The sequence below is a fragment of the Burkholderia sp. S-53 genome (genome assembly GCF_025560745.1).
Taxonomy (GTDB): domain Bacteria; phylum Pseudomonadota; class Gammaproteobacteria; order Burkholderiales; family Burkholderiaceae; genus Burkholderia; species Burkholderia pyrrocinia.
Window position 1 is genome coordinate 2,055,911 of the sequence record NZ_CP090483.1, and the last position, 25,232, is coordinate 2,081,142.

The following is a 25,232-nucleotide window of genomic DNA, read 5'->3' on the forward strand; positions in this document are numbered from 1 at the left end:
CGCTTACACCTCGCCCCACAGATCGTGGCCGTCGGCGCCCGTGATCTTCACGGACACGAAATCGCCGACCTTGTAGCGCTTCGACGCCTTCGTCGCCGGCTCGACGTAGACGACCCCGTCGATCTCCGGCGCATCGGCTGCCGTGCGGCCGATCCCGCCTTCTTCGCTGACTTCGTCGATCAGCACCTTGAGCGTCTTGCCGACCTTGCGCTGGATGCGGTTCGCCGACACTTCCTCGGCGACTTCCATGAAGCGCGCGCGGCGTTCTTCACGGACATCGTCCGGCAGCGCGCCGTCGAGTTCGTTCGCGGTCGCGCCTTCGACCGGCGAGTACGCGAAACAGCCGACGCGATCGAGTTCCGCCTCGCGGATGAAGTCGAGCAGCGTTTCGAACTGCTCTTCCGTCTCGCCGGGGAAGCCGGCAATGAACGTGCTGCGGATCGTCAGGTCCGGGCAGATCTCGCGCCACTTCTGCACGCGCTCGAGCACCTTCTCGGCGTTCGCCGGGCGCTTCATGCGCTTCAGTACTTCGGGGTGCGCGTGCTGGAACGGCACGTCGAGATACGGCAGCACATGGCCCTTGAACGGACCTTCCGCCATCAGCGGAATCACTTCGTCGACGCTCGGATACGGATACACGTAGTGCAGGCGGACCCACGCGCCGTACTGCGCGGCGAGTTCGCCGAGCGCGGCGACCAGGTCGGTCATGCGCGTCTTGATCGGCTTGCCGTTCCAGAAGCCCGTGCGGTATTTCACGTCGACGCCGTACGCGCTCGTGTCCTGCGAGATCACGAGCAGTTCCTTCACGCCCGACTTGAACAGGTTCTCGGCCTCGAGCATCACTTCGGCGACCGGACGCGACACGAGATCGCCGCGCATCGACGGGATGATGCAGAACGTGCAGCGGTGGTTGCAGCCTTCGGAGATCTTCAGGTACGCGTAGTGGCGCGGCGTGAGCTTGATGCCGGCCGCAGGCACCAGATCGACGAACGGGTCGTGCGGCTTCGGCAGGTGCGAATGCACGGCCTGCATCACTTCGCCCACCGCGTGCGGGCCAGTGACGGCGAGCACCTTCGGATGGACTTCCTCGATCAGGTTCGAGCCGCTGGCGCTCGACTTCGCACCGAGGCAGCCGGTGACGATCACCTTGCCGTTCTCGGTCAGCGCTTCGCCGATCGCGTCGAGGCTTTCCTGCACGGCTTCGTCGATGAAGCCGCAGGTGTTGACGACGACGAGGTCGGCGCCGTCGTAGGTGCCGGAGATTTCATAACCTTCGGCGCGCAGTTGCGTGATGATCTGTTCGGAATCGACGAGGGCTTTCGGGCACCCGAGGGATACGAACCCTACTTTGGGGGATTGGGACATCTGGAATGTGGGGGCGTGGCAGCAAAAGCGTGAGTTTACAGCGATTTAGGGTTCGGCGAGGCAAAACAAGCGGGGGAAAACGGCCACGGAGTACGGGATCGGACGGGCCGCCAGATCGGCGGTGGATCGGGGGATGGGGGTTGATACCTCCCGTTCTCTCCGGGACGAGGGCCTGTCGGCCTATCGACAGCGGTACATCAGGCAACGCGCGCTTGGCGTATTCCGGCGCGCCGTCGAGGGCAACGAGGTGCCGGCCGACCTGGTCCTGAAGTCGAGGGTCTGAATCGCCCAAGCCGCACCAAGTGGCTGCAGGCTCAGGCGCGGTTCGCGCAGATCATGAACGCCAGCCTCCCTGTTGTGACGGCCAGCGACGGCCGCGCGTACAACCGCGAGCGGCTGAAAGCGCTACCGATCGGTCGTTTGCTGGCTGCAAGATGGCCGCGTCGGCGGTACCGGCGACCTGTACTTGATGTCCCTATGAGAGCGTTTCCGCGCTCCGTGGAACAGCATCAACACTGCGTGCGGCCACGCCGGGAAATGAACCCGTGGGTCCGGATCATCGCATTCGAACGTAAGCGAGCACCACGGCAATGACGAAGCCGACCGAGATCGCCCGCACGGACAACGTGCCGTTTGTCGCGTCGATCACCGGCGAGATCAGCCCGGTCAGCTTTCACGAGTTGCGGCTCGCGACGCCGGACGGCGAGCCGGCGTCGCTCGCGATGATCGACATGTAAAGCCGCATCATCGACTCAGGCCCGAACGTCACACGCGCAGTTCAGGATGACGCGATCAGGTCCTGTCGATGTTTCCTGATCGGCAGTGAATATCTTCGCGGATGATCAAAGCGGGCCTCTGCATGAAAACAACGGCGCTTCGGCGCCGTTTTCGTTATGCCTGTCACTTAGCGCTTCGAGTGATCGAGCGTCGGCAACTCCATTGATCGCGCGACGTCCAGATCGCGTGGGTGCGTAATCGAGTGTAATGGCTCTGCCGCATGAACAAGACTACGTTTATTGCACGTGAGTTTTCAAATTTCACGTGCCGGCCCAAATAAATCGGCCGGTCCAGCTCCATTAATAATCCTGAGGGTCATATCATGAATGACGAAAACCGGCTTGTTGACGAAGAAAACAACCAAGACATTTCCACTGCCGCCGCCCAGACAACGAATTGGCCTACAATTGCCACGCTCAATGGGAAGTTGTACTTGGTAAACAAAGCTCAAGGTAGTACAAAAATGCAGTACCAGACATATGATGGTACAACCTGGACGCGCCCTGCCCCGGTCAACAACATCGACACGACCAATCAAGCCATTGCATTAGCAGCACTCAATAATAATCTGTATATGGCTCACAAAGGCTCCGGGAACGACACCCAAGTCTATTACAACTCAACCAATGGCACACAATGGGGGAATGACCGGGGCGTTCAGAATTGCAGAAGCGACAATCCCGTCGCACTGGCGCATTTCAAGACGAAGCTGTACCTGGGGTTCAAACAGGCCTCCGGCACCAACATTTACACCACGACATTCGACGGCTCGAGCTGGGCATCATCGCCGAACCAAGTCCTCACGGGCGTCGCCAGGACCACCCAGGCGGTTGCATTGGCCGCATTTGGCACGAAGTTGTTCTTGGCGCATAAAGGGGCCACCGACTCCAAAATTTTCTACACGTCGTCGTCCGATGGTATTAACTGGGCAACGGAGAATATCGTACGACCCGAAATTGTCTCGACCAACGCGCCTGTTGCAATGGCGGCATTCAACGGGAATCTTTACCTGGCGTATAAAGGTGCCCCCGACTCCAACAACAACATCTATTACACATGGACATCGGATGGTATTAACTGGCAATTTCCGAGGGAACTTCTCCTGGGTGTTGCCCAGACCACCGAACCGGTTTCATTGACGGTGTTTAACAACACGCTTTATTTGGCGCACCAAAGCGCCTCCGACTCGAGCATTTTTTACACGTCGACGGCCGATGGCATTAACTGGCAACTGGAGCAACCGATCCCCTATGCATCAATGGAAGAACAATGATGCCACTCATCGCCAACGCGATTATTTGCGAGGTCGTCTCTTATCCCCGCCGGCCCGCTAGCGAGTCCGCATAAGAGGTCAGGCACGCATACGGCCGATAGCTGCAGCTTGGCTATCGGCCGACGCGACCAGCGCGGGCGCTGCCAGCCATCTGCCCGTCAACGCGGCCGCGCGCAAGTCTCTACACAATTCAAACTGCCATACTGGTCAAGGTTATATTTAATAACTTCGACCACCCCGAGGGATACGAACCCTGCTTTGGGGGATTGGGACATCTGGCGTGTGAAGGCGGGCCGTCAACAGCGTGGGGTTACAACGATTCAGCGGTCAGCGAGCCCAAGCCGGCGGTTGCGACGCTACGGACCACGACGTCAATGTGCGCCTCGCGCGGTCGCCCCGAGTCGACAGCCGAACCAGATCCGTCCCTTTCAGAGCGACGCAACGATATGACGGGCACGATCGGCAAACACCACCGCGCCGGAATCGCCCCGAAACCGCCCCGTCACTATGCGAAAATCGCAGCGTCCGCTCTCTTCAATTACCCAACGGGGCTCGCATGACCACCCACATCACGATCGAATTCACCGAGCACGCTGCCGAAACCATCGGCGAACAAACCAGCACCAGCTTTTCCTATGACCAGGGCGCGCACGTGCCGCAGCCGGGCGATTTCGTCGAACTCGAGAATTCGCGGCAGACGTTTCTCGTGATCGGCCGCGTGTTTTCGCTCAAGGCCAACTACAGCGCCGTCAAGCTCGTGCTCGACCTTCCTCCGCAAGATGACGAACACGGATTCCCGGCACTGTGAGGCAATCCGGGCCGGTACCGTCTGCGTTGCCGCCGGCAATCGCATACGCCCGGCCCGCATTGCGTGAAATCACTTGAGCGACGAGATCGTAAAAAAGCCCGCCGAAGCGGGCTCGATCCAGTCCTGCACTCACGGAAACATCGCCGCGGTCAGACACCGCTCAAACCACACCGCATCGTCGCCATCGCCGATCGGCCACATTTCCGCATCGAGTTGCGGCAAACCGGTTGCCGGCGCGGACGCACGCTTGTCGTCGCCGGACACCCCCGCGCGCATCCACCCCGATTGCGCGCCCCCGTTATCGCACGCATGTCCATGCGCCTGCGCCTCGCAGAACGCCACCGGGTGCACCTTCCCGCCGTCGGCCGCGCTCACCGAGCGGTATTGATACACCGCACCGGTCGCCCAGTCCTCGCTCTGGCTGCAAACCCGCGCACGATGCTGCACATGAACCGCACCGAAACATGCATATGAAACGTGCGCACCACTCGCATCGTCGGGAATGAAATCACAGTTTCCATCGAAACCGGTCAACGGGCCGCCCGTGTATTTCGCGAGCCACTGGCGCTCGGCCAGCGCTCGTGCAATCAGCCCTTTATCCGACTGATCGGCCAGCACGGCAGTGCGCCGGTCGATTGCCTTGCGCACTTCGTCGACGGCCAGCGGATGGCCATCGTAATCGGCATGGAGACGGCTATTGCGCGCATCGATCCAGCGGCGCTGGCTGCGCACCAGCATGTCGTGGATAGCGGCGTCCGACGCGGCCTTCAGCGCGCCTGCATAGACCGAATTCATTCGCGCATCGGCCGCGCGCAGCGCAGGGTTCGCGCAAATGCGCTTCTCGATCGGCTGCGTGGCTTTCGCGCAATCCATCGCAAAGCCCGGAACGGCCAGGCCAATGCCGAACATGAACATCGCAGCAAGACCGGCAAGCCTGCCGGCCGATGCCATTCGAATCCCTCGCATGCTTTCTCTCAGTGAGTTTGTTTTTCTGGGCCGCACCGCATCGAAGCGGCATCGAACACGCTGTCGTGCCCGGGAACCGAACGGCGATTCGCCAAAGGCCGCATCGACACATCCCGGTCCGCGCCGTATCGGGTGCGGCAGGCAAACACCCGCACCGGTACAAGCGCGCACCGTCGGGCGCGGCGTGCCCCGTCATTCAATTCGCTTGTGACTGGATCTCGATCGACAGGACAACGGCCATGCCCGCCGCATAGGCGGCGCGAGCATGTCGTGCCGACGATCATGAACGATCGTCGGCGATATCTTCCGGCAGGCGGCAGCCGCACATCGTCGTGCCCGGGCACACGATCCGGCCGATCCGCGCCACCTTGCTTCGCGGCACCGACGCCCGACGGCTCGCACCGCCGCGGCCGGCCTGCCGCGAATCGCTACTTCTTCTCCGGCTCCGATGCACCCGGCTGCTTGAACGGGAACGTGCTGAACATCGATTTCGCCTGGTTCTGCATCTGCTCCTGCATCTGCACGAACATGTTCTTCGACTGCTCGATGTAGCTCGTCATCATCCCTTGCATCATCGGCGCCTGCATGTTCATGAACTGCGACCAGACTTCCGGATTCATCGCGTTGCCTTCGTACAGGTTCTTCGACTGATCCGCGAGCTTGTTCTGGATGTCGATGAACGCCTGGATGTTCTTTTCCAGGTACGTACCCATCATGCCCTGCATCGCGTGACCGTAGAAACGGATGATCTGCGACAGCATCGACGACGAGAACATCGGCACGCCACCGCTTTCTTCTTCGAGGATGATCTGCAGGAGGATGCTGCGCGTCAGGTCTTCGTTGGATTTCGCATCGACGACCTTGAAATCCTCCTGCTCCAGCACGAGTTGCTTCACGTCGGTGAGCGTAATGTACGTGCTTGTCTCGGTATCGTAGAGCCGGCGGTTCGGGTACTTCTTGATGAGCCGTTCGGCCGTCTTCTTTGTAGTAGTCATGTAACGCCTTTCAGTGCAGCGTAGCGCAAGTGACGAATCCCCGCCGCCCGAATCCGGGAGGCGGGGGCCTTCGGAACACACCCGGCTGCGCGGCCACCCGGCCCGCGCAGCCCGGGCGTTCAGCCCATGTGCAGGCCGCCGTTCAGCGAGAAGTCGGCGCCCGTCGCGAAGCCGGAATCGTTCGACGCAAGCCACGCGACGATCGAGCCGATTTCCTCCGGCCCGCCGAGACGCCGTACCGGGATCGTCGCGACGATCTTCTCCAGCACGTCGGGGCGGATCGCCTTCACCATGTCGGTGCCGATGTAGCCCGGCGACACGGTGTTGACCGTCACGCCCTTCGTCGCGACTTCCTGCGCGAGCGACATCGTGAAGCCGTGGATGCCGGCCTTCGCGGTCGAATAGTTGGTCTGGCCGAATTGCCCCTTCTGGCCGTTCACCGATGAAATGTTGATGATCCGGCCCCAGCCACGCTCGACCATCCCGTCGATCACCTGCTTCGTCACGTTGAACAGGCTCGTCAGGTTGGTGTCGATCACGGCGGTCCAGTCTTCGTGCGACATCTTGCGAAACACGACGTCGCGCGTAATGCCCGCGTTGTTGACCAGCACGTCGATCTCGCCGACTTCGGCCTTGACCTTGTCGAACGCATCCTTGGTCGAGTCCCAGTCGCCGACGTTGCCTTCCGACGCGATGAAATCGTACCCGAGCGCCTTCTGATCCTCGAGCCATTTCACACGGCGCGGCGAGTTCGGGCCACAGCCCGCGACGACCTTGAAGCCGTCTTTCAACAGACGCTGGCAGATGCTGGTGCCGATGCCGCCCATCCCGCCCGTTACGTACGCAATTCGCTGAGACATAGATCTCACTCCATTTTCTTGGTTTCGAGAGCTGCCGGAGGCCCGCTCTGACTTCACGTGGCGCCGGCCGAAACCGCAATCGGCCGGCGCACGGATTCGGTTCGCCGGTAACGGACGACCGGTTACGGACGCTCGACCGCGAGCGCGACGCCCATCCCGCCGCCGATACACAGCGACGCCAGCCCGCGCTTCGCATCGCGCTTGGCCATCTCGTGCAGCAGCGTCACCAGGATCCGGCAACCCGACGCACCGATCGGGTGACCGATCGCGATCGCGCCGCCGTTCACGTTCACCTTCGACGTGTCCCAGCCCATCTGCTTGTGCACCGCCAGCGCCTGCGCCGCGAATGCCTCGTTGATTTCCATCAGGTCCAGGTCGCCCGGCGTCCAGCCCGCGCGCTCCAGGCACCGGCGCGAAGCCGGCACCGGGCCCATCCCCATCACGCTCGGATCCACGCCCGCATTCGCGTACGCCTTGATCCGCGCGAGCGGCGTCAGGCCGAGCGCCGCCGCCTTCTGCGCGGACATCACCAGCACCGCCGCCGCGCCGTCGTTCAGGCCCGACGCGTTCGCCGCCGTCACCGAACCGTCCTTCGAGAATGCCGGCTTCAGCCCCGCCAGCGATTCCGCCGTCACGCCGTGACGCACGAACTCGTCGGTCGCGAACTGCAGCGGCTCGCCCTTGCGTTGCGGAATCGACACCGGCACGATCTCGTCGTTGAAGCGCCCGGCCTTCTGCGCGGCTTCCGCCTTGTTCTGCGACAGCGCCGCGAACGCGTCCTGCTCTTCGCGCGTGATCCCGTATTCCTTCGCGACGTTCTCCGCCGTGATGCCCATGTGGTACTGGTTGTACACGTCCCACAGGCCGTCGACGATCATCGTGTCGACCAGCTTCGCATCGCCCATCCGGAACCCGTCGCGCGAGCCCGGCAGCACGTGCGGCGACGCGCTCATGTTCTCCTGGCCGCCCGCGATCACGATCTCCGCGTCGCCCGCGACGATCGCGTTCGCCGCCAGCATCACGGCCTTCAGGCCCGAGCCGCACACCTTGTTGATCGTCATCCCCGGCACTGCCGCCGGCAGCCCGGCCTTGATCAGCGACTGCCGCGCCGGGTTCTGCCCCGAGCCGGCCGTCAGCACCTGGCCCATGATCACTTCGCTGACCTGCTCCGGCTTCACGCCCGCACGCTCCAGCACCGCGCGGATCACCGTCGCGCCCAGCTCGGGCGCCGCAATCTTCGCAAGCGAGCCGCCGAATTTGCCGACCGCGGTCCGCGCGGCCGATACGATCACTACGTCCGTCATTTCCCTTTCCTCCAGGCCCGCACGACACGGCGCATCGTTACCGGCCCTGTTAAAAAACTGCGGTGCATCGGACAGCGTGCGCCGCTGTCCGGTTTTCGTCAATCGCGCTGCAACACGTAGCGTCCCGGCGCCGGTTCGATCACCGGGAACTGCGCGGAACCGAGCTTGGCGGGCGGCGCCACCTTGCGGCCGCCGTACTGGTCGAGCCATTCGACCCAGGTCGTCCACCAGCTGCCCGGCTGTTCGGCCGCACCGGCGAACCAGTCGTCCGCGGCTTCGGGCAGGTCGCTGTCGTTGACCCAGTAGCTGCGCTTCTTCTTCGCCGGCGGATTGATCACGCCCGCGATGTGGCCCGACGCGCCGAGCACGAACTTCAGCGGGCCCGACAGGATCGACGTCGATGCATAGGCCGTCTGCCACGGCACGATGTGATCCTCGCGCGAGCCATAGATGAAGGTCGGCACGTCGATCAGCGACAGGTCGACGGATTCGCCGCACACGGTCAGCGCGCCCGGCTCGCGCAGCTTGTTCTCGAGATAGGTATTGCGCAGGTACCACGCGTACATCGGTCCCGGCAGGCTCGTGGAGTCGCTGTTCCAGTACAGCAGGTCGAACGGCGCGGGCGTGCGGCCCTTCAGGTAGTTGTCGACGACGTAGTTCCACACGAGGTCGTTCGGCCGCAGGAACGAGAACGTGTTCGCGAACTCGACGCCGCGCATCAGCCCCGGTTGCGTGCCGTTCTTGCCGCCGATGGTCTGCTCGCGCATCTGCACGTGCGCCTCGTCGACGAACACATCGAGAATGCCCGTGTCGGCGAAGTCGAGCATCGCGGTGAGCAGCGTCATCGACGCGGCCGGATGTTCGCCGCGCGCAGCGAGCACCGCCAGCGCGGTCGCGAGCATCGTGCCGCCGACGCAGAAGCCGAGCGTGTTGATCTGTTCGCGGCCGCTGACCTGCTGCACGGCGTCGATCGCCGCGAGCAGCCCTTCGTTCATGTAGTCGTCCCACGCCTTGTGCGCGACCGATGCATCCGCATTGCGCCACGACACGAGGAACACCTGATGGCCGTTCGACAGCGCGTGCGCGACGAGCGAATTCTCGGGCTGCAGGTCGAGGATGTAGAACTTGTTGATGCACGGCGGAACGATCAGCAGCGGCCGCTCGAACACCTTGTCCGTCTTCGGCGTGTACTGGATCAACTGGATCAGGTCGTTCTCGTAGACGACCGCGCCTTCAGTACACCCGAGGTTCTTGCCGACCACGAACTGCGATTCGTCGGTCTGCGAAATCTTGCCGCGCTGCAGATCGCCGAGCAGGTTCATCATCCCCTGCCGCAGGCTTTCGCCCTGCGTCTCGAGAATCGATTTCTGCGCGTCGGGATTCAGTGCGAGGAAGTTGCTCGGTGCGGCGGCGGCCGTCCATTGCTGGACCGTGAAACGGATGCGCTCGCGCGTCTTCGGATCGGTCTGCAGCGCGTCGGCCAGTTCCTGCAGGTAGCGTGCGTTCAGCAGATACCACGCAGCCGCGAACGCATGCGCCGGCGACGCCTTCCACGCATCGCCGCTGAAGCGGCGGTCCTTCAGTTCGGGCGACTCGAGCTTCGCGGCGGCCGCCTGCTGCATCAGCGTCATGCAATCGCGCGCGTAGTCGGCCTGCAGCGTCTGCAGCCGTTCGGGCGGAATCGCCGCAACCGGCAGCTTCAGCCCCGCGAACGGCGACGCCATGCTGCCCAGATCGGGCATCGACGGCACCTGGAACGGAAACGAAGCGGGAAACTGGAAGGTCGCGAACGGATTAACGGTGGCCGACGCAGTCGCGGCGCGCGCCGGATCCGCAAAACCGCGCCACGCGTTCAACCACGATTCGAACATCTGCTGCATCGGCTGGGCGGCCGGATCAAATCCCATGCTGCCCGCGAAAGTGCCCGCCTGAGCGGACGTCGACGAATTTTTCGATGCTGTCATTACCTGCCTTACCGGTGATTCGTGAGCGTCTATCGTGAAATCCTGCTCGCGCGCGGCGTGCCGGCTGCGAGCCGGGTCGTCATGCTCTGGAGAGGCGTCTCCAGATTCTGCCGCAGTGCGGTATTTTTATCATTATCGTTTTCCCCATGTGAAGCGCCATGTCAAACCGCTGAACATTTCTGCACGGAGATAATCCGTGCGCAACAGACGGGACAAGGGTTCCGGCGAAACATAAAACATTCTGGTCGACTTGACTTCGGGATTTTTCATTCAACTGCGCATGCAACGCCGCATTGCCGCCTCAATATCGAGATAACCCGATTTCGCGACGCAACAAAACCATGCGCGCATGCGCATGCCGTCAATCTGCCAGCCAGATCGCCGCAGCCATGCGGCCCGTCACACGGTCGCGCCGGTACGAATAGAAGCGCGTCGGCTCGGTGACCGTACAGGCTGTCCCGCCGCTCACGTGCGCCACGCCCGCACGCGCGAGGCGCAGGCGCGCGAGCGCATGGAGATCGGCGAGAAACTTGCCGGGCGTGCCGTCGATCGCGACGAACGCACGACGGGTTTCATCATGCTCCGACTGCGGGGCCGTGTCGAGAAACGCGTCGCGCACGTCGGCGCCGACCTCGAACGCCTGCGGGCCGATCGCCGGCCCGAGGTACGCATGAAGCGAGTCCGTCGCGCCGCCCGCGAGCGCCGCGACGCGCGCCGCGGTCTGCTCGACGATCCCGGCCGCAAGCCCGCGCCAGCCCGCATGCGCGGCACCGACCGCCCGGCCCTGCGCGTCGCACAGCAGCACCGGCAGGCAATCGGCCACCATCACGACGCAAACGGCGCCCGCCCGGTCCGTGACGCTCGCGTCCGCCCGCACCGGCGCCGCGGCCGCGGGCGCCGCCGCGATCACCTCGTCCGCGCGCACGATCTGCGCGCCGTGAACCTGGTCGAGCCACGCCGCACTCGACTGGCCTGCCAGCGCGAGCAAGCGCGCGCGATTCGCCGCGACGTGAACGGGATCGTCACCGGTATGCAGGCCGAGGTTCATCCCGCCTGCCCGCGCCGCACCGTCCTGCCAACGCCCGTACGGGCCTTCGCTCACACCGCCGTCGCGCGTCGTGATCAGCGCACGCACGCGCGGCGACACCTGCCAGTCGGGCTGCACGCAGTCCTGCCACGTCAACGGCGCCAGGTTCGTCATCGGCACTCACTCCTCCTCATCGTCCAGGTACGGCTCATCGTCGTGATACTCGCCGCCGAAATCGTCATCGTCGTAGACACCGTCGTCGTCGTCGAATTCCTCGTCGCCCTGCCCGAAGCCGAGCGCCGCGACGAGTGCGTTCATGTCGTCCGGCAGCGGACAGCGCCACTGCATCGCCTTGCCCGTGACCGGATGCACGAGGCCGAGCCGCCATGCGTGCAGCGCCTGTCGCGCGAACCCGTCCGGCAGCGGCGTGACCGAGCGCTTGCCGCGCGCCCGCCCGTAGACGGGATCGCCGAGCAGCGGATGCCCGGCGTGCGCGCAGTGCACGCGGATCTGGTGCGTGCGGCCGGTTTCGAGGTCGCACTGGATCGCAGAAACCGGCTGACGTTGCCACACGCATGTGTCAACCGTGCGGAAATGCGTGCGCGCGGGCTTGCCCGACGCGCCCGTGACGACGGCCATGCGCGTCCGCTCGCGCGGATCGCGGCCGATCGGCGCGTCGATCGTGCCTTCCTCGGGCATCGTGCCCCACACGAGCGCGAAATAGCGGCGCTTCACCGTCCGGGCCTGCAGCTGGCGCACGAGGTCGGTCTGCGCGGCCAGCGTGCGTGCCACCACCATCAGGCCGGAGGTTTCCTTGTCGAGCCGGTGGACGATCCCCGCGCGCGGCAGGCCGGCCGCCGCGTCGCCGTAGCGATGCAGCAGGCCGTTCAGGATCGTGCCGCTCCAGTTGCCGGCCGCCGGGTGCACGACGAGGCCGGCCGGCTTGTTGATGACGACGAGCGCGTCGTCCTCGTAGATGACGTCGAGCGGCACGGGTTCCGGCGTGAACGCGAGCTGCTCGGGAAGCAGGTCGGGCACGAGCGCGATCTTTGCGCCGAGCGGCACCGGCTGGCGGATCTTCGCGGGTGCGCCGTCGACCAGCACGCGCTGCGCCTCGATCCAGCTCTGCAGGCGGCTGCGGGAGAATTCGGGGAACAGTTGGGCAAGCGCCTTGTCGAGGCGTTCGCCCGCGAGCGACAGCGGCACTTCGACGACGCGCGGCGCGTCATCGCCCGCCGCGGACGGCGCCACGGGCGGTTGCATTGCGTCGCCGGTCAGATCGTCATCGAGGGAATCCCCCGACGCAGCGTCGGCGGGCCGACCGCTTGGGCTATAATCTTCGCGATTTGGTGTGCCCGGCTGGGCATTCTGCGAACTTGAACGGGTCATTTAGACTGGGTCACCGAGACTTGAAGCTAGGACATGCGAGCATGATGAATTCGACCAAACGTACGGCCAGAACCGTCGCCGCCCGGGCTGCGGCGGTAGCGGCCGCGGCCCTCATCGCCGGCTGCCACGGCTTGCCGCAGAAGCAGGACGAGACGGCTACCTGGTCGAACAACAAATTATACTCAGAGGCCCAGGACGCACTGTCCGGCGGCGACTGGGGCAAGTGCGCGAAATATTTCGAATCGCTGCAAGGTCGCGATCCGTTCGGCCATTTCGCGCAACAGGCGCAGATCAACGTTGCATACTGCAACTGGAAGGACAACGAAGCGGCAGCCGCCGACCAGGCCGTCGACCGCTTCATCCAGCTCCACCCCGATCATCCGGATATCCCGTACGCGTACTACCTGAAGGGGATGATCCACTTCAACGACGATCTCGGCCTGTTCGGCCGCTTCTCCGGCCAGGACATGAGCGAGCGCGATCCGCAGGCACTGCGCGAATCGTACGATGCGTTCAAGGTCGTCGTCGACCGCTTCCCGAAGAGCAAGTACGCGCCCGACGCGGCCGCGCGGATGCGCTACATCGTCAACGCGCTCGCGTCGCACGAAGTGCACGCGGCCGACTACTACTACCGCCGTGGCGCGTATGTCGCGGCCATCAACCGCGCGCAGCTCGCGATCAAGGACTACAAGGGCGCGCCGGCAATCGAGGATGCGCTGCACATCATGATCCTGTCGTACGACAAGCTGAACCAGCCGCAACTCGCCGAGGACACGAAGCGCGTGCTCGCGGGCACGTTCCCCGACAGCCCGTACGTGACGGGCCATTCGCGCCCCGGCACGAAGAAGTCGTGGTGGCAGTTCTAAAGCGCTGCGCGACGCAACACCCGTTGCGCCAACAAAAAACCCGGCCATCGAGCCGGGTTTTTTGTTGGCACCGCATTCCGGCGGCACCGTTGCGGTCGCGCGGCGGGCGCCGCGCATGCCGTCACGTGCTGCGCTTGTCCGAGCGATGCTCGTCGAAGAAGTCCTGGACGACCGCGATCTCGCGGGTCCGCTTGAACGGCGGCAGGCTCTGCCAGATCCGGCGCCCGTAAGGCTTGTCGACGAGCCGCGTGTCGCAGATCATCAGCACGCCGCGATCCGTCTCCGCGCGAATCAGCCGGCCCGCGCCCTGCTTCAGCGTGATCACGGCCTGCGGCAGCTGATGCACGGCGAACGGGCTCAGGCCCTTCTTCGTCAGCGCGTCGAGCCGCGCGGCCAGCACCGGATCGTCCGGCGGCGCGAACGGCAGCTTGTCGATCACGACCAGCGACAGCGCGTCGCCGCGCACGTCGACGCCTTCCCAGAAACTCTGGCTACCGACCAGGATCGCATTGCCGTACGCGCGGAAGCGATCGAGCAGTTCGGTTCGGCTCGCATCGCCCTGCACGAGCAGCGGCGTATTCCAGCCGCGCGACTCGATCACGTCGCGCAGCTTCGACGCAATCCGGTCGACCGCTCGCAACGTCGTGCACAGCATGAACACGCCGCCGCCGGACGCCTCGATCGCCGGCAGCGCCGCATCGAACACGGCATCGGTAAACGCCGGCGAAGACGGCTGCGGCAGGTTGCGCGGCACATACAGCAGCCCCTGCGACTGATAGTCGAACGGGCTTGCGAGCGTCATCGAGCGACGCGAGCTGAGGCCCATCTGTGCCGCGTAGTGCGTGAAATCGCCGCGCACCGACAACGTCGCCGACGTGAACACCCATGCACGCGGCACGCCTGCACGCTGCTTCGCAAAGATCGGCGCAACCGACAGCGGCGTTTCGTGCAACTGGACGGTATGCGCGAACACCTCGACCCAGCGCACCTTCTCGTTCGGATCGCCGTCGGAAGCCGCCTTGTCGCCGGCTGCCGCCGCGTCGGCCTTCGCGGCCGCTTCCGCCGCGCCGGGCGTGACCCAGCCGGCCAGCAGGTCCTGCAGCTCGCGTGCGCGCCGCAGGCATGCGCCGAGCGATTCCGCCCGCTCGGCCTGGCTCGCGAGCGCCGATGCAAGCGCGTCGAGCGCCGCCTCGAGCGCATCGAGCGCGCCGAACATCGGGTGATCGTCGCCAAGCTGGGCGAGCGACATGCGGACGATCTGGTCGTTCGCGAACGCGAGGCGCAAGTCGCGCGCTGCGCGTTCGAGATCGCCGCCGAGCTTCACCCACTCGACCGCGTCGCGCGCGTGGCTCAGTCCTTCGGCCACCGTGTCGCGCGCGAGTTCGAGAATCTGCGTCGTCGACAGCGTCTCGCCGAAGAACAGCGTCGCCGTCTCCGGCAACTGGTGCGCTTCGTCGAAGATGACCGTGTTCGCGTTCGGCAGCAACTCGGCCATTCCCGTGTCGCGCAGCATGATGTCCGCGAAGAACAGGTGGTGGTTGACGACGACGACATCGGCCTGCTGCGCCTCGCGCCGCGCCTGCATCACGAAGCATTCCTTGTAGTGCGGGCATTCCTGGCCGAGGCAGTTGTCGCGCGTCGACGTGACCATCGACCACACGGGCGCCGTTTCCGGCACGCTCGCGAGCTCGGCCTTGTCGCCGCTCTTCGTGAGCTTCGCGAAGCGGACGATTTCCTGCAGGTAGGCCGTGTCCTGCCGCGACGGCAGGCGGCCGTTGTCGGCCGTGCGTTGCAGGTAGTAGTGACACAGGTAGTTTGCGCGGCCCTTGAGCATCGCGACCGTCACCGGCACCGCGAGCGCGTTGCGCACGGTCGGGATGTCGCGCTGGAACAGCTGGTCCTGCAGGTGCTTCGTGCCGGTCGACACGATCACCTTGCCGCCCCACAGCATCGCGGGCACGAGATACGCATAGGTCTTGCCGGTACCCGTACCGGCTTCGACGATCAGCGTGTTGTCGCCTGCGTCGTTATCGGATTCGGCCGTCGCGGCATCGTCCGCCGCCGGTTCGGCCGCTTTGTCGCCGTCGCCGAGGCGGCGCGCCGGCCGCTTGCGGGTCTCGAAGATCTCGGGCTCGGGCATCCGGCGCGCGGACGCCTCCATCGCGGACGCGACTGCGCGCGCCATCTCGATCTGCGACGTACGCGGCCGATAGCCGTCGAGCGCGCGCGCCAGCAATCCGCCTTCGCCGAAGATCGTGTCGAGCTCGTCGACACGCTTGCGGCTCAGCTCGAAGGTGCCTTCGGGCGCACGAACGCGCCCGGCGGACGATGTGTCTCGCCGGGCATCGGGGGTGGCTTCAAGCGGTGAATTCAAGGCAAGCGTTCCTGTGTCCAGCGCCCGTGCGGCGCCGGCGCTTGCCAGGCCGCGCTCAGGCGCGCTTATCCGGTTCCAGCTGCGATTGCAGCAAGATGATTTTGTCCTTGGCTGCCAGCTTTTCCTTCTTCAGCCGGTGCAGCGCGATGTCGTCGATGTCGGAGTGTCCTTCCTTCAGCTCGATCTCCCGAGCGAGCTGCTGGTGCTGCTCCTGCAATGCAGCCAAACGGTTGTGCAATTCCTGCTGCTGTTCCGTGAGACGGTTTTGCATGTTTGCCTCCTCATCGAAGCAGCGCGCCGACTGGCGTGCCGACGCGCACGAGACTGATCCCGATCAATCCAACACGTTACTGCCCCTGCTGTTGCTGCTGCTTGGCCTTCTCGGCCGCTTCCTGCTGACGCCGCTCGATATCGGCCTTGTGCTGCGCGGCTTCCTTCTGCTTCTGCTCGTAGCGCGCGGCGTTGTCCGCCCGCTCCTGCGCCTTCTGCGCCGCCTGCTGGTGCGCCTGGTCGAGCTTGCGCTGGAAGTCGGCCTGCTTCTGGTCGTATGCCTGCTTGCTCGCCGCGCGTTGCGGCCCTTCGGCACCGCGCTGCGCCTGCTTCAGAGCATTCTGCTCCTGCTTGTCGCGAAACGCAGCCGCGTTCGCCGCGTCGTTCGCTGCGCGCTGCGGCGCTTCCGCCGCATTCTGCGCCTGCTTCAGCGCCTGCTGCTGGTCGCGCTGCAGCGCGCGCACCGCACGCTGCTCGTCGTCGAGCGCGAGCTGTTCCTGGCGGATGCTTGCGCGCTCGTCGCGCATCTGGTCGCGCGCCTTGCCGAGACAGTGATTGACGAAGAACTTGCTGTAGCAATCGTGCTCGGCCACCGCATAACGATAATCGTTTTCTGCGGAGCGCTGATTGAGCACTTTTTGACGGGCGTCGAAATCCGGTGCGGCTGCGGACATAACGGGCGCGGCTGCGGCGGCGGCCGGCGCGGTTGCGCCCGAGGCCTGCGCGAACGCGCCGGAAGGCCCGGCAGACAAAGCCGCGGCGAGCGCTGCGCCAAGCGCGACGAGAGAAATGCGGGAAGTTGGCAACGTCGTAGGAAAGCTGCGGGACATGTGTCAAATTCTATCACCCCCGGCTGGACGCTCCGTCATTTATGGCAAAATGCCCCGCTTCACCCACCCGCGGCATCTGGCCCGTCGGGCCCGCCATGCAGCCCGCCGCTCCGGGCCTGCCGGCCCGCGCCGCGATTTCAGCAGGCAGATCATCCACGACATGACGGAAACCGTAGCACTCAAGATCGTACAGCGCATCGCCACCGAACTGTCCGTCCAGCCGCGCCAGGTCGCGGCGGCCGTGCAACTTCTCGACGAAGGCTCGACCGTTCCGTTCATTGCCCGGTACCGCAAGGAAGTGACCGGCAATCTGGACGACACGCAGTTGCGCCAGCTCGAGGAACGCCTCCTGTATCTGCGCGAGCTCGAGGATCGCCGCTCGGCGATCCTGTCGAGCATCGACGAACAGGGCAAGCTGACCGACGAACTGCGTTCCGCGATCGATGCGGCCGACAGCAAGCAGGTGCTCGAAGACCTTTATCTGCCGTACAAGCCGAAGCGCCGCACGCGCGCGCAGATCGCCCGCGAAGCCGGCCTCGAGCCGCTCGCGCAGGCGCTGCTCGCGAACCCGCTGCTCGACCCGCAGGCCGAGGCGGCCGCGTATGTCGACGCCGACAAGGGCGTCGCCGACGTGAAGGCCGCGCTCGACGGCGCGCGCGACATCCTGTCCGAACAGTTCGGCGAAACGGCCGAGCTGCTCGGCAAGCTGCGCGACTACCTGCACAACCAGGGCGTCGTGTCGTCGGCTGTCGTCGAGGGCAAGGAAAACGAGGAAGGCGAGAAATTCCGCGACTATTACGACTACGCGGAAACGATCAAGACGGTGCCGTCGCACCGCGCACTCGCACTGTTCCGCGCCCGCAACGCGGGCGTGCTGACGGTCAAGCTCGGCCTCGGCGAAGAGCTCGACGCGCAGGTGCCGCATCCTGGCGAGGCGATGATCGCGCGCCATTTCGGCATCGCGAACCAGAACCGCCCGGCCGACAAATGGCTGTCCGACGTGTGCCGCTGGTGCTGGCGCGTGAAGGTGCAGCCGCATATCGAAAACGAACTGCTCACGCAACTGCGCGAAACGGCCGAAGCCGAAGCGATCCGCGTGTTCGCGCGCAACCTGAACGACCTGCTGCTCGCGGCGCCGGCCGGCCCGAAGGCCGTGATCGGTCTCGACCCCGGCCTGCGCACCGGCGTGAAGGTCGCGGTCGTCGACCGCACCGGCAAGGTACTCGCGACCGACACGATTTACCCGCACGAGCCGCGCCGCGACTGGGACGGCTCGATCGCGAAACTCGCGCGCATCGCCGCGCAGACGCAAGCCGAGCTGATCAGCATCGGCAACGGCACCGCGTCGCGCGAAACCGACAAGCTCGCGAGCGAACTGATCGCGAAACACCCCGAGCTGCGCCTGCAGAAGATCGTCGTGTCGGAAGCCGGTGCGTCGGTCTACTCGGCGTCCGAGCTCGCGGCGAAGGAATTCCCAGAAATGGACGTGTCGCTGCGCGGCGCCGTGTCGATCGCGCGCCGCCTGCAGGACCCGCTCGCCGAGCTCGTGAAGATCGAGCCGAAGGCGATCGGCGTCGGCCAGTACCAGCACGACGTGAACCAGCGCGAACTGGCCCGCTCGCTCGACGCGGTCGTCGAGGATTGCGTGAACGCGGTCGGCGTCGACGCGAACACGGCATCGGCCCCGCTGCTCGCGCGCGTGTCGGGCCTGAACGCGACGCTCGCGCGCAACATCGTCGACTACCGCGATGCGAACGGCCCGTTCCCGTCGCGCGAGCACCTGCGCAAGGTGCCGCGCCTCGGCGACAAGACGTTCGAACAGGCCGCCGGCTTCCTGCGCATCAACGGCGGCGAAAATCCGCTCGACCGCTCGTCGGTGCACCCGGAAGCCTATCCGGTCGTCGAGCGGATGCTCGCGAAGATCAGCAAGCGCATCGACGACGTGCTCGGCAACCGTGACGCGCTGTCGGGCCTGTCCCCGACGGAATTTGTCGACGAACGTTTCGGCCTGCCGACCGTGCGCGACATCCTGTCCGAACTGGAGAAGCCGGGTCGCGATCCGCGTCCGGAATTCAAGACCGCGACGTTCCGCGAAGGCGTCGAGAAGGTGTCGGATCTCGTGCCGGGCATGACGCTCGAAGGGGTCGTGACGAACGTCGCCGCGTTCGGCGCATTCGTGGATATCGGCGTCCATCAGGACGGCCTCGTCCACGTGTCCGCGATGTCGACGAAGTTCATCAAGGACCCGCACGAAGTCGTGAAGGCCGGCCAGGTCGTCAAGGTGAAGGTGATCGACGTCGACGTGAAGCGCCAGCGCATTGCGCTGACGATGCGCCTCGACGACGATGCGGCAGCGCCCGGCATGTCGTCGCGCGGCGGCCAGGATCGCGGCAACGCGGGGCGCGGCGCGGCGCGCCCGCCGCGTTCGCGCGAGCCGGAACCGGCCGGCGCGATGGCCGCGGCATTCGCGAAGCTGAAGCGCTGAGCACGCGAAAGCCGCCAACGCACGAAAAGCCCGCCGCACGGCGGGCTTTTTTTATGACCGCCGCGAGCACACACGACTCGACGCACGCTGGCGCCTGCGGGCACGCATTCGGTTACCGGACGGGATGGATTGGTTTGCGCGGAATACGCAGCGCGCTGCAGCTGCGTTCGCGCTTGCGGTAGCGACGGCCGGCAGTGCGAATGATCGCGGCCGGCCCTTGCAGTCGACAGACACGGCGCGCGGCTGAACAGCCCGCGCGCCGCGCCCGGTCAGATCTCGATCTTCGTACCGAGTTCGACGACGCGGTTCGCCGGAATCGAGAAGAAGTCGGTCGGCTTCGCGGCGTTCTGATGCATCCACGCAAACACGCGCTCGCGCCAGATCGACATCCCGGGCAGATGCGTCGGCACGACCGTTTCGCGCGCGAGGAAGAACGACGTGTCCATCAGCTCGAACGTCATGTCGTGCGTGCGGCCGAATTCCTCGAGCACGGCCTTCACGTCCGGCGTCTCGTTGAAACCGTACTCGGCCTTCACGATGTACAGTCCGCCGCCCGCATCGCGCGCGCTCAGGCGCTTGTCGTCGCGCACGTAAGGAAAGTCGCGCGTGACGAACGTCAGGAAAATGGTCCGCTCGTGCAGCACCTTGTTGTGCTTCAGGTTGTGCAGCAGGCTGACGGGCACGAGCTTGTCGTTGCCGGTCAGGTAGATCGCGGTGCCCGACACGCGGTGCGGCGGATGCGCGAGCAGCCCCTGCAGGAACGGCTCGAGCGGAATGCCGTCGGCCGCCGTGCGCTCCTTGACGATGTGGCGTCCCTTGTACCAGGTCATCAGCAGGAAGAACAGCAGCGCGCCGATGCCGAGCGGCAGCCAGCCGCCCTGCGCGACCTTCAGCAGGTTCGCGCCGAAAAAGCCGAGGTCGACCACGAGGAACACCGCGATGATCGCGCCGACCAGCAGGCGGTTCCAGTTCCACACCTTCACCATCACGACGGCCGCGAGCACGGTCGTGATCACCATCGTCGCCGTCACCGCAATGCCGTACGCAGCCGCAAGGTTGTCGGAGCTCTTGAAGCCGACCACGATGCAGAGGATCACGAACAGCAGCAGCCAGTTCACGACCGGCACGTAGATCTGGCCGATCGCGAGATCGGACGTATGCAGCACCTTCATGCGCGGCACGTAGCCGAGCTGGATCGCCTGCGACGTCAGCGAATACGCACCCGAGATCACGGCCTGCGACGCGATCACGGTCGCGACCGTCGACAACACGACGAGCGGCAGCAGCCCCCATTCGGGCGCGAGCAGGAAGAACGGGTTCTCGATTGCCTTCGGGTTCTGGATCAGCAGCGCGCCCTGGCCGAAGTAGTTCAGCACCAGCGACGGCATCACGAGCCCGTACGCGGCAAGGCGGATCGGCTTCGCACCGAAGTGGCCCATGTCTGCATAGAGCGCTTCCGCGCCGGTCAGCACCAGCACGACCGAGCCGAGCACGACGTAGGCCTGCAGCACGTGCTCCGACATGAACGACGCGGCGTAGTACGGGTTGATCGCCGCGATGATGCCTGGCACGCGCACGATGTGGTACACACCGAGCGCCGCAATCACGACGAACCACAGCACCATGATCGGACCGAACAGCTTGCCGACCAGCGCAGTGCCGTGGCGCTGGATCCAGAACAGCGCGATCAGGATCGCGATCGTGATCGGCATCACGAGGTGGGACAGGTGCGGCGTCGCGATCTCGAGACCTTCGACGGCCGACAGCACCGAGATCGCCGGCGTGATCACCGCGTCCCCGTAGAACATGCACGCGCCGAAGATCCCGAGCGCCATCAGCGCACCCGCGACGCGGGTCTTCGAGTCGAGCGGCCGCAGCGACAGCGCCATCAGCGCGAGTACGCCGCCTTCGCCGTTGTTGTCCGCCCGCATCACGAACAACAGGTACTTGATGCCGACCACCAGGATGATTGCCCAGAACAGCAGCGAGATCACGCCGAGAATCGAACCTTCGGTCAGCGGGATGCCGTGCGCGGGGCTGAACGCCTCCTTGAGCGAATACAGCGGGCTGGTGCCGATGTCGCCGAACACGACGCCGATGGCTGCTATCGCTAGCGCCCGCATCGAGTGTTGGTGCGTCGAGTGCGGCGCGTGTGCTGCGTCGGTCGCGTGGATCGTGTTGTTCATATGAAGCGTAATAATCGGGTCCGGGTCGGACAAAACGAGCGCTATTCTACTCGCGCCCCCGTGAAACGCCGCCCTGCTCTGTTGCCGTGAAACCACGTGATCCACGCTGCGCATGCAATCCGGCGCGAGCTGTGGCAGGGCTGCCATCATAGCCGGGGCGGCGCCGTCTGCCTACCGGATACGCAGGGCACGCCGCGCCGCGCAAACGGTGCCCCAATGAAAAACGGCGCCGCAAGCGGCGCCGTACAAGGCTTTCGTTCGATCGGCCGACCGCTTACGCGCCCGAACCGTCGCGCTGCGCGCGACCGCGCTTGATCCACGCCTCGAGGTTGTGCGGACGAACCGTGTCCCACTCCTCGAACGGCTGATGAATCCACGGATTCGTCGGCAGATACTGCGTGTGATAGTCGGGTTTGACCTTCGAGCAGCCCTTGTACCAGAGCACGGCCGAACGCACGGCCGTCACTGCCGGATAACGCTCCTTCAGGTGCTCCTGCACGCGCGCGAGCGTGACGCCCGAATCGACGAGATCGTCGACCAGCAGCACGTTGCCCGCGAGATTGCCACGCGTCATCGTGATGTACTGAGCGATGTCGAGGTCGCCCTGCTCGGTGCCGGCCGCTTCCCGGTACGAACTCGTCGCGAGGATCGCGAGCGGCACGTCATAGATGCGCGACAGTTGATCGCCGACGCGCAGGCCGCCGCGCGCGAGGCACAGGATCTGGTCGAACTTCCAGCCCGATGCGTGCACCTGGAGCGCGAGCAGCTCGATCAGACGGTGATACTCGTCCCAGCCTACCCACAGGTTCTTGTCGTCGTTGCGCGGATCGGTCATCAAGTCTGCCGCCGTCATCGTGATTTGCTGCGTCATCTGGGCTTACACCTTGAACGGATGGCGGAGCAGGATCGTTTCGTCGCGGTCCGGGCCCGTCGACACCATGTCGACCGGCACGCCAGCCACTTCCTGGACGCGGGTCAGGTAAGCCTGCGCGTTGGCCGGCAGTGCTTCCCACGTCTTGATGCCGACCGTGCTTTCCTTCCAGCCGGAGAACGTTTCGTACACGGGCTCGCAACGCGCCACATCGGCTGCGCCGCGCGGCAGGATGTCCACATCCTTGTCGTCGATCTTGTAGCCGACGCACAGCTTGACTTCGTCGAGGCCGTCGAGTACGTCGAGCTTCGTCATGCACAGACCCGACACGCCATTGATCTGGATCGAGCGGCGCAGCGCGGCCGCATCGAGCCAGCCGGTGCGGCGCGGACGGCCGGTGACCGAACCGAACTCCTTGCCGACATTCGCGAGCGTGACGCCGACCTGATCCTGGCGCTGCGGATTGTCCGCATCGTACAGTTCGCTCGGGAACGGGCCCGAACCGACGCGCGTGCAATACGCCTTCGTGATGCCGAGGATGTAGTTGAGCTTCTGCGGACCGACGCCCGCGCCGGCCGACGCCGCACCCGCGACGCAGTTGCTCGACGTGACGAACGGATAGGTACCGTGGTCGATGTCCAGCAGCGTGCCTTGCGCGCCTTCGAACAGCAGGTTCTGGCCCGCGTTGTTCGCGTCGTACAGGCGGCGCGACACGTCGGCCACCATCGGCTTCAGGCGGTCGGCATAGCCGAGCATCGTGTCGAGCGTGGCCTGGAAGTCGACGGCCGCGCCACCCAGGTACTGGGTCAGCACGAAGTTGTGGAAATCGAGGTTTTCGCGCAGGCGGTCGGCGAAGGTCTTCGCGTCGAACAGGTCCTGCACGCGCAGCGCGCGGCGGCCGACCTTGTCTTCGTACGCGGGGCCGATACCGCGGCCCGTCGTGCCGATCTTGCCCGCGCCCTTGCGCGCTTCGCGCGCCTGGTCGATCGCGATGTGGTACGGCAGGATCAGCGTCGCGGCTTCGGAAATGAACAGACGGTCGCGCACGTTCACGCCGGCCTCTTCGAGCTCGCCGATTTCCTTGAACAGTGCTTCGGGGGACAGGACGACGCCGTTGCCGATGTAGCAGGCTACGCCTTCACGCATGATGCCCGACGGAATGAGGCGCAAGATCGTTTTCTTGCCGCCGATGATGAGGGTGTGGCCGGCGTTGTGGCCGCCCTGGAAACGCACGACGCCCTGAGCGTGGTCCGTCAGCCAGTCGACGATCTTGCCCTTGCCTTCATCACCCCATTGAGTTCCCACGACGACGACATTGCGCCCGGGAGTCACGTTCACTGCGCTGGCAGACATGTTGATTCGTTAGCTGGTTAAAAACGTATTCTACCTATGTTCGCGGGCGATTCCGAATTTTTCCGTTTCGCTTCAACGATATGCACGCCGAAGTACGGCCCGCGAACGCCTGATTATCGGGGTTCGACCACCCATGCACCGTTGCGCTCGACGAGCGAACGGTCGCATGCGAACTCGTCGAGCACGTGGTCGTGGCCGGGCAGCGCCTGGATCACGACCTCGCCCGCATCGCGCAGCGTCGCGACGGCCGCACCCAGCGCGTCGTCCTGCGCCCACGGTGCAAGGATCGCGGTGCCGCGCGCCTCGACCGGCGAGATTCGCGCGAGCTCGCGCAGGTCGAGCGAGAAGCCCGTTGCCGGACGCGCACGGCCATATGCCTGGCCCACGTGGTCGTAGCGGCCGCCGCGCGCAATCGCATTCGGCACGCCGTCGATGTAGGCGCTGAACATCGCACCGCTGTGGTACGCGTAGCCGCGCAGGTCAGCGAGGTCGATCGCGACTTCAACGCCCTTCGCCTGCGCGGCGAGCTGCGCCAGGTCGTCGAGCGCCCGTGTGATTTCCGGCAGCACCGGCAAGCGTGCGCGCGCCTCGGCGAGCACGCTCGCGTCGCCGTAAAGGTTCGGCAACGCGCGCAGCGCCGCGCGCGTATCGGCGCCGAGATCGTCGGTAAGCTCGTTCAGCAGCGGCACGTCCTTGCCCGACAGCGCGTCGTACAGCGACTCGCCGCGCTCGGCAGCCTGCGCGTCGCGCGCCAGCAGCGCCGCGAGCACGCCCGCGTGTCCGAGGTCGAGGCGGATACGCGACAGGCCCGCGAGATGCAGCGCGTCGAGCATCAGTTGCTGGATTTCGAGATCGGCTTCCAGCCCGGCATGCCCATAGATTTCGGCGCCGATCTGGATCTGCTCGCGCGTCGCGTGCAGGCCGCGCGGGCGCGTATGCATCACGTGGCCCGCATAGCAGAGGCGCGTCACGCCCTGACGGTTCAACAGGTGCGCGTCGATCCGCGCGACCTGCGGCGTGATGTCGGCGCGCAGGCCGAGCGTGCGGCCCGACAGCTGGTCGACCAGCTTGAAGGTGCGCAGGCGCAGATCGGTGCCGCCGCTCGTCAGCAGCGATTCGAGATACTCGAGCAGCGGCGGCATCACCATTTCGTAACCGTACGAACGGAAGCGGTCGAGCAGCCTGCGGCGCAGCTCCTCGATCTTGCGCGCTTCCGACGGCAGTACGTCGGCGATATTCTCGGGAAGTAACCAGGTCGACATCGGTACG

20 protein-coding genes are annotated in these 25,232 nt (G+C 65.3%); 5 read left to right on the forward strand and 15 right to left on the reverse strand.

What is annotated here, in order from left to right:
• Positions 1-3: 3 nt before the first annotated feature.
• The gene (gene rimO / locus LXM88_RS14450; protein ID WP_065499868.1) at positions 4-1,365 is read right to left on the reverse strand and encodes a 30S ribosomal protein S12 methylthiotransferase RimO; all 1,362 of its coding nucleotides are present in this window, start codon (positions 1,363-1,365) and stop codon (positions 4-6) included.
• 590 nt (positions 1,366-1,955) lie between these two features.
• Between rimO and LXM88_RS14455 the strand changes: the two genes are divergently transcribed.
• The 3 genes from LXM88_RS14455 to LXM88_RS14465 all read left to right on the forward strand — a co-directional run bounded on the left by LXM88_RS14455 (position 1,956) and on the right by LXM88_RS14465 (position 4,223).
• Entirely contained in the window at positions 1,956-2,102 is a 147-nt protein-coding gene (locus LXM88_RS14455) for a hypothetical protein (RefSeq protein WP_262531920.1), read from the forward strand.
• A 362-nt stretch (positions 2,103-2,464) separates the two neighbouring features.
• The gene (locus LXM88_RS14460) at positions 2,465-3,415 is read left to right on the forward strand and encodes a hypothetical protein (protein WP_262531922.1); all 951 of its coding nucleotides are present in this window, start codon (positions 2,465-2,467) and stop codon (positions 3,413-3,415) included.
• A 556-nt stretch (positions 3,416-3,971) separates the two neighbouring features.
• Positions 3,972-4,223, forward strand: coding sequence for a hypothetical protein (locus LXM88_RS14465; protein ID WP_262531924.1), 252 nt, complete (start codon positions 3,972-3,974; stop codon positions 4,221-4,223).
• A gap of 129 nt (positions 4,224-4,352) precedes the next feature.
• On the opposite strand, the gene LXM88_RS14470 is transcribed toward LXM88_RS14465, so the two are convergent.
• The 7 genes from LXM88_RS14470 to LXM88_RS14500 all read right to left on the reverse strand — a co-directional run bounded on the left by LXM88_RS14470 (position 4,353) and on the right by LXM88_RS14500 (position 12,728).
• A complete protein-coding gene (locus tag LXM88_RS14470; protein WP_262531925.1) occupies positions 4,353-5,360 on the reverse strand; it encodes a lysozyme inhibitor LprI family protein in 1,008 nt (335 codons plus the stop codon).
• Positions 5,361-5,617: 257 nt separating this feature from the next.
• Positions 5,618-6,184, reverse strand: a complete 567-nt coding sequence (gene phaR, locus LXM88_RS14475) for a polyhydroxyalkanoate synthesis repressor PhaR (RefSeq protein WP_006485265.1) — start codon at positions 6,182-6,184, stop codon at positions 5,618-5,620.
• Positions 6,185-6,303: 119 nt separating this feature from the next.
• Complete coding sequence (locus tag LXM88_RS14480; protein ID WP_065499851.1) at positions 6,304-7,044, reverse strand: 3-ketoacyl-ACP reductase; 741 nt, start codon at positions 7,042-7,044, stop codon at positions 6,304-6,306.
• Between the two features lie 122 nt (positions 7,045-7,166).
• On the reverse strand, positions 7,167-8,348 hold the full coding sequence (locus LXM88_RS14485; protein WP_213264729.1) for an acetyl-CoA C-acetyltransferase: 1,182 nt from the start codon (positions 8,346-8,348) through the stop codon (positions 7,167-7,169).
• 98 nt (positions 8,349-8,446) lie between these two features.
• Positions 8,447-10,312 (reverse strand): class I poly(R)-hydroxyalkanoic acid synthase, encoded by a 1,866-nt coding sequence (gene phaC / locus LXM88_RS14490; protein WP_262531948.1) that lies wholly within the window; start codon positions 10,310-10,312, stop codon positions 8,447-8,449.
• Between the two features lie 361 nt (positions 10,313-10,673).
• Entirely contained in the window at positions 10,674-11,513 is an 840-nt protein-coding gene (pgeF, locus tag LXM88_RS14495) for a peptidoglycan editing factor PgeF (RefSeq protein WP_262531949.1), read from the reverse strand.
• A gap of 6 nt (positions 11,514-11,519) precedes the next feature.
• Positions 11,520-12,728 (reverse strand): RluA family pseudouridine synthase, encoded by a 1,209-nt coding sequence (locus LXM88_RS14500; protein WP_262531951.1) that lies wholly within the window; start codon positions 12,726-12,728, stop codon positions 11,520-11,522.
• A 41-nt stretch (positions 12,729-12,769) separates the two neighbouring features.
• Here LXM88_RS14500 and LXM88_RS14505 point away from each other — a divergent pair, with 41 nt between their 5' ends.
• Positions 12,770-13,594, forward strand: coding sequence for an outer membrane protein assembly factor BamD (locus LXM88_RS14505; protein ID WP_262531953.1), 825 nt, complete (start codon positions 12,770-12,772; stop codon positions 13,592-13,594).
• Between the two features lie 121 nt (positions 13,595-13,715).
• Here LXM88_RS14505 and LXM88_RS14510 read toward each other — a convergent pair whose 3' ends face one another.
• The 3 genes from LXM88_RS14510 to LXM88_RS14520 all read right to left on the reverse strand — a co-directional run bounded on the left by LXM88_RS14510 (position 13,716) and on the right by LXM88_RS14520 (position 17,068).
• The gene (locus LXM88_RS14510; RefSeq protein WP_262531954.1) at positions 13,716-15,968 is read right to left on the reverse strand and encodes an ATP-dependent DNA helicase; all 2,253 of its coding nucleotides are present in this window, start codon (positions 15,966-15,968) and stop codon (positions 13,716-13,718) included.
• Positions 15,969-16,023: 55 nt separating this feature from the next.
• Entirely contained in the window at positions 16,024-16,239 is a 216-nt protein-coding gene (locus LXM88_RS14515; protein ID WP_262531955.1) for a YdcH family protein, read from the reverse strand.
• A 76-nt stretch (positions 16,240-16,315) separates the two neighbouring features.
• Complete coding sequence (locus LXM88_RS14520) at positions 16,316-17,068, reverse strand: hypothetical protein (protein WP_262531956.1); 753 nt, start codon at positions 17,066-17,068, stop codon at positions 16,316-16,318.
• A gap of 160 nt (positions 17,069-17,228) precedes the next feature.
• On the opposite strand from LXM88_RS14520, the gene LXM88_RS14525 reads away from it, so the two are divergent.
• Positions 17,229-19,553 carry a Tex family protein gene (locus LXM88_RS14525; RefSeq protein WP_262531957.1) on the forward strand — a complete coding sequence of 775 codons (2,325 nt, stop codon included), beginning with the start codon at positions 17,229-17,231 and terminating at the stop codon, positions 19,551-19,553.
• A 269-nt stretch (positions 19,554-19,822) separates the two neighbouring features.
• On the opposite strand, the gene LXM88_RS14530 is transcribed toward LXM88_RS14525, so the two are convergent.
• The 4 genes from LXM88_RS14530 to LXM88_RS14545 all read right to left on the reverse strand — a co-directional run bounded on the left by LXM88_RS14530 (position 19,823) and on the right by LXM88_RS14545 (position 25,225).
• Positions 19,823-21,739, reverse strand: coding sequence for a potassium transporter Kup (locus LXM88_RS14530; RefSeq protein ID WP_262531958.1), 1,917 nt, complete (start codon positions 21,737-21,739; stop codon positions 19,823-19,825).
• A gap of 274 nt (positions 21,740-22,013) precedes the next feature.
• Positions 22,014-22,610: a phosphoribosyltransferase gene (locus LXM88_RS14535; RefSeq protein ID WP_174383095.1), complete on the reverse strand. Its 597-nt coding sequence runs from the start codon at positions 22,608-22,610 to the stop codon at positions 22,014-22,016.
• A 6-nt stretch (positions 22,611-22,616) separates the two neighbouring features.
• Complete coding sequence (locus LXM88_RS14540; RefSeq protein WP_262531959.1) at positions 22,617-23,963, reverse strand: adenylosuccinate synthase; 1,347 nt, start codon at positions 23,961-23,963, stop codon at positions 22,617-22,619.
• Positions 23,964-24,076: 113 nt separating this feature from the next.
• On the reverse strand, positions 24,077-25,225 hold the full coding sequence (locus tag LXM88_RS14545; RefSeq protein ID WP_262531960.1) for an ATP phosphoribosyltransferase regulatory subunit: 1,149 nt from the start codon (positions 25,223-25,225) through the stop codon (positions 24,077-24,079).
• Between the last annotated feature and the right edge of the window lie 7 nt (positions 25,226-25,232).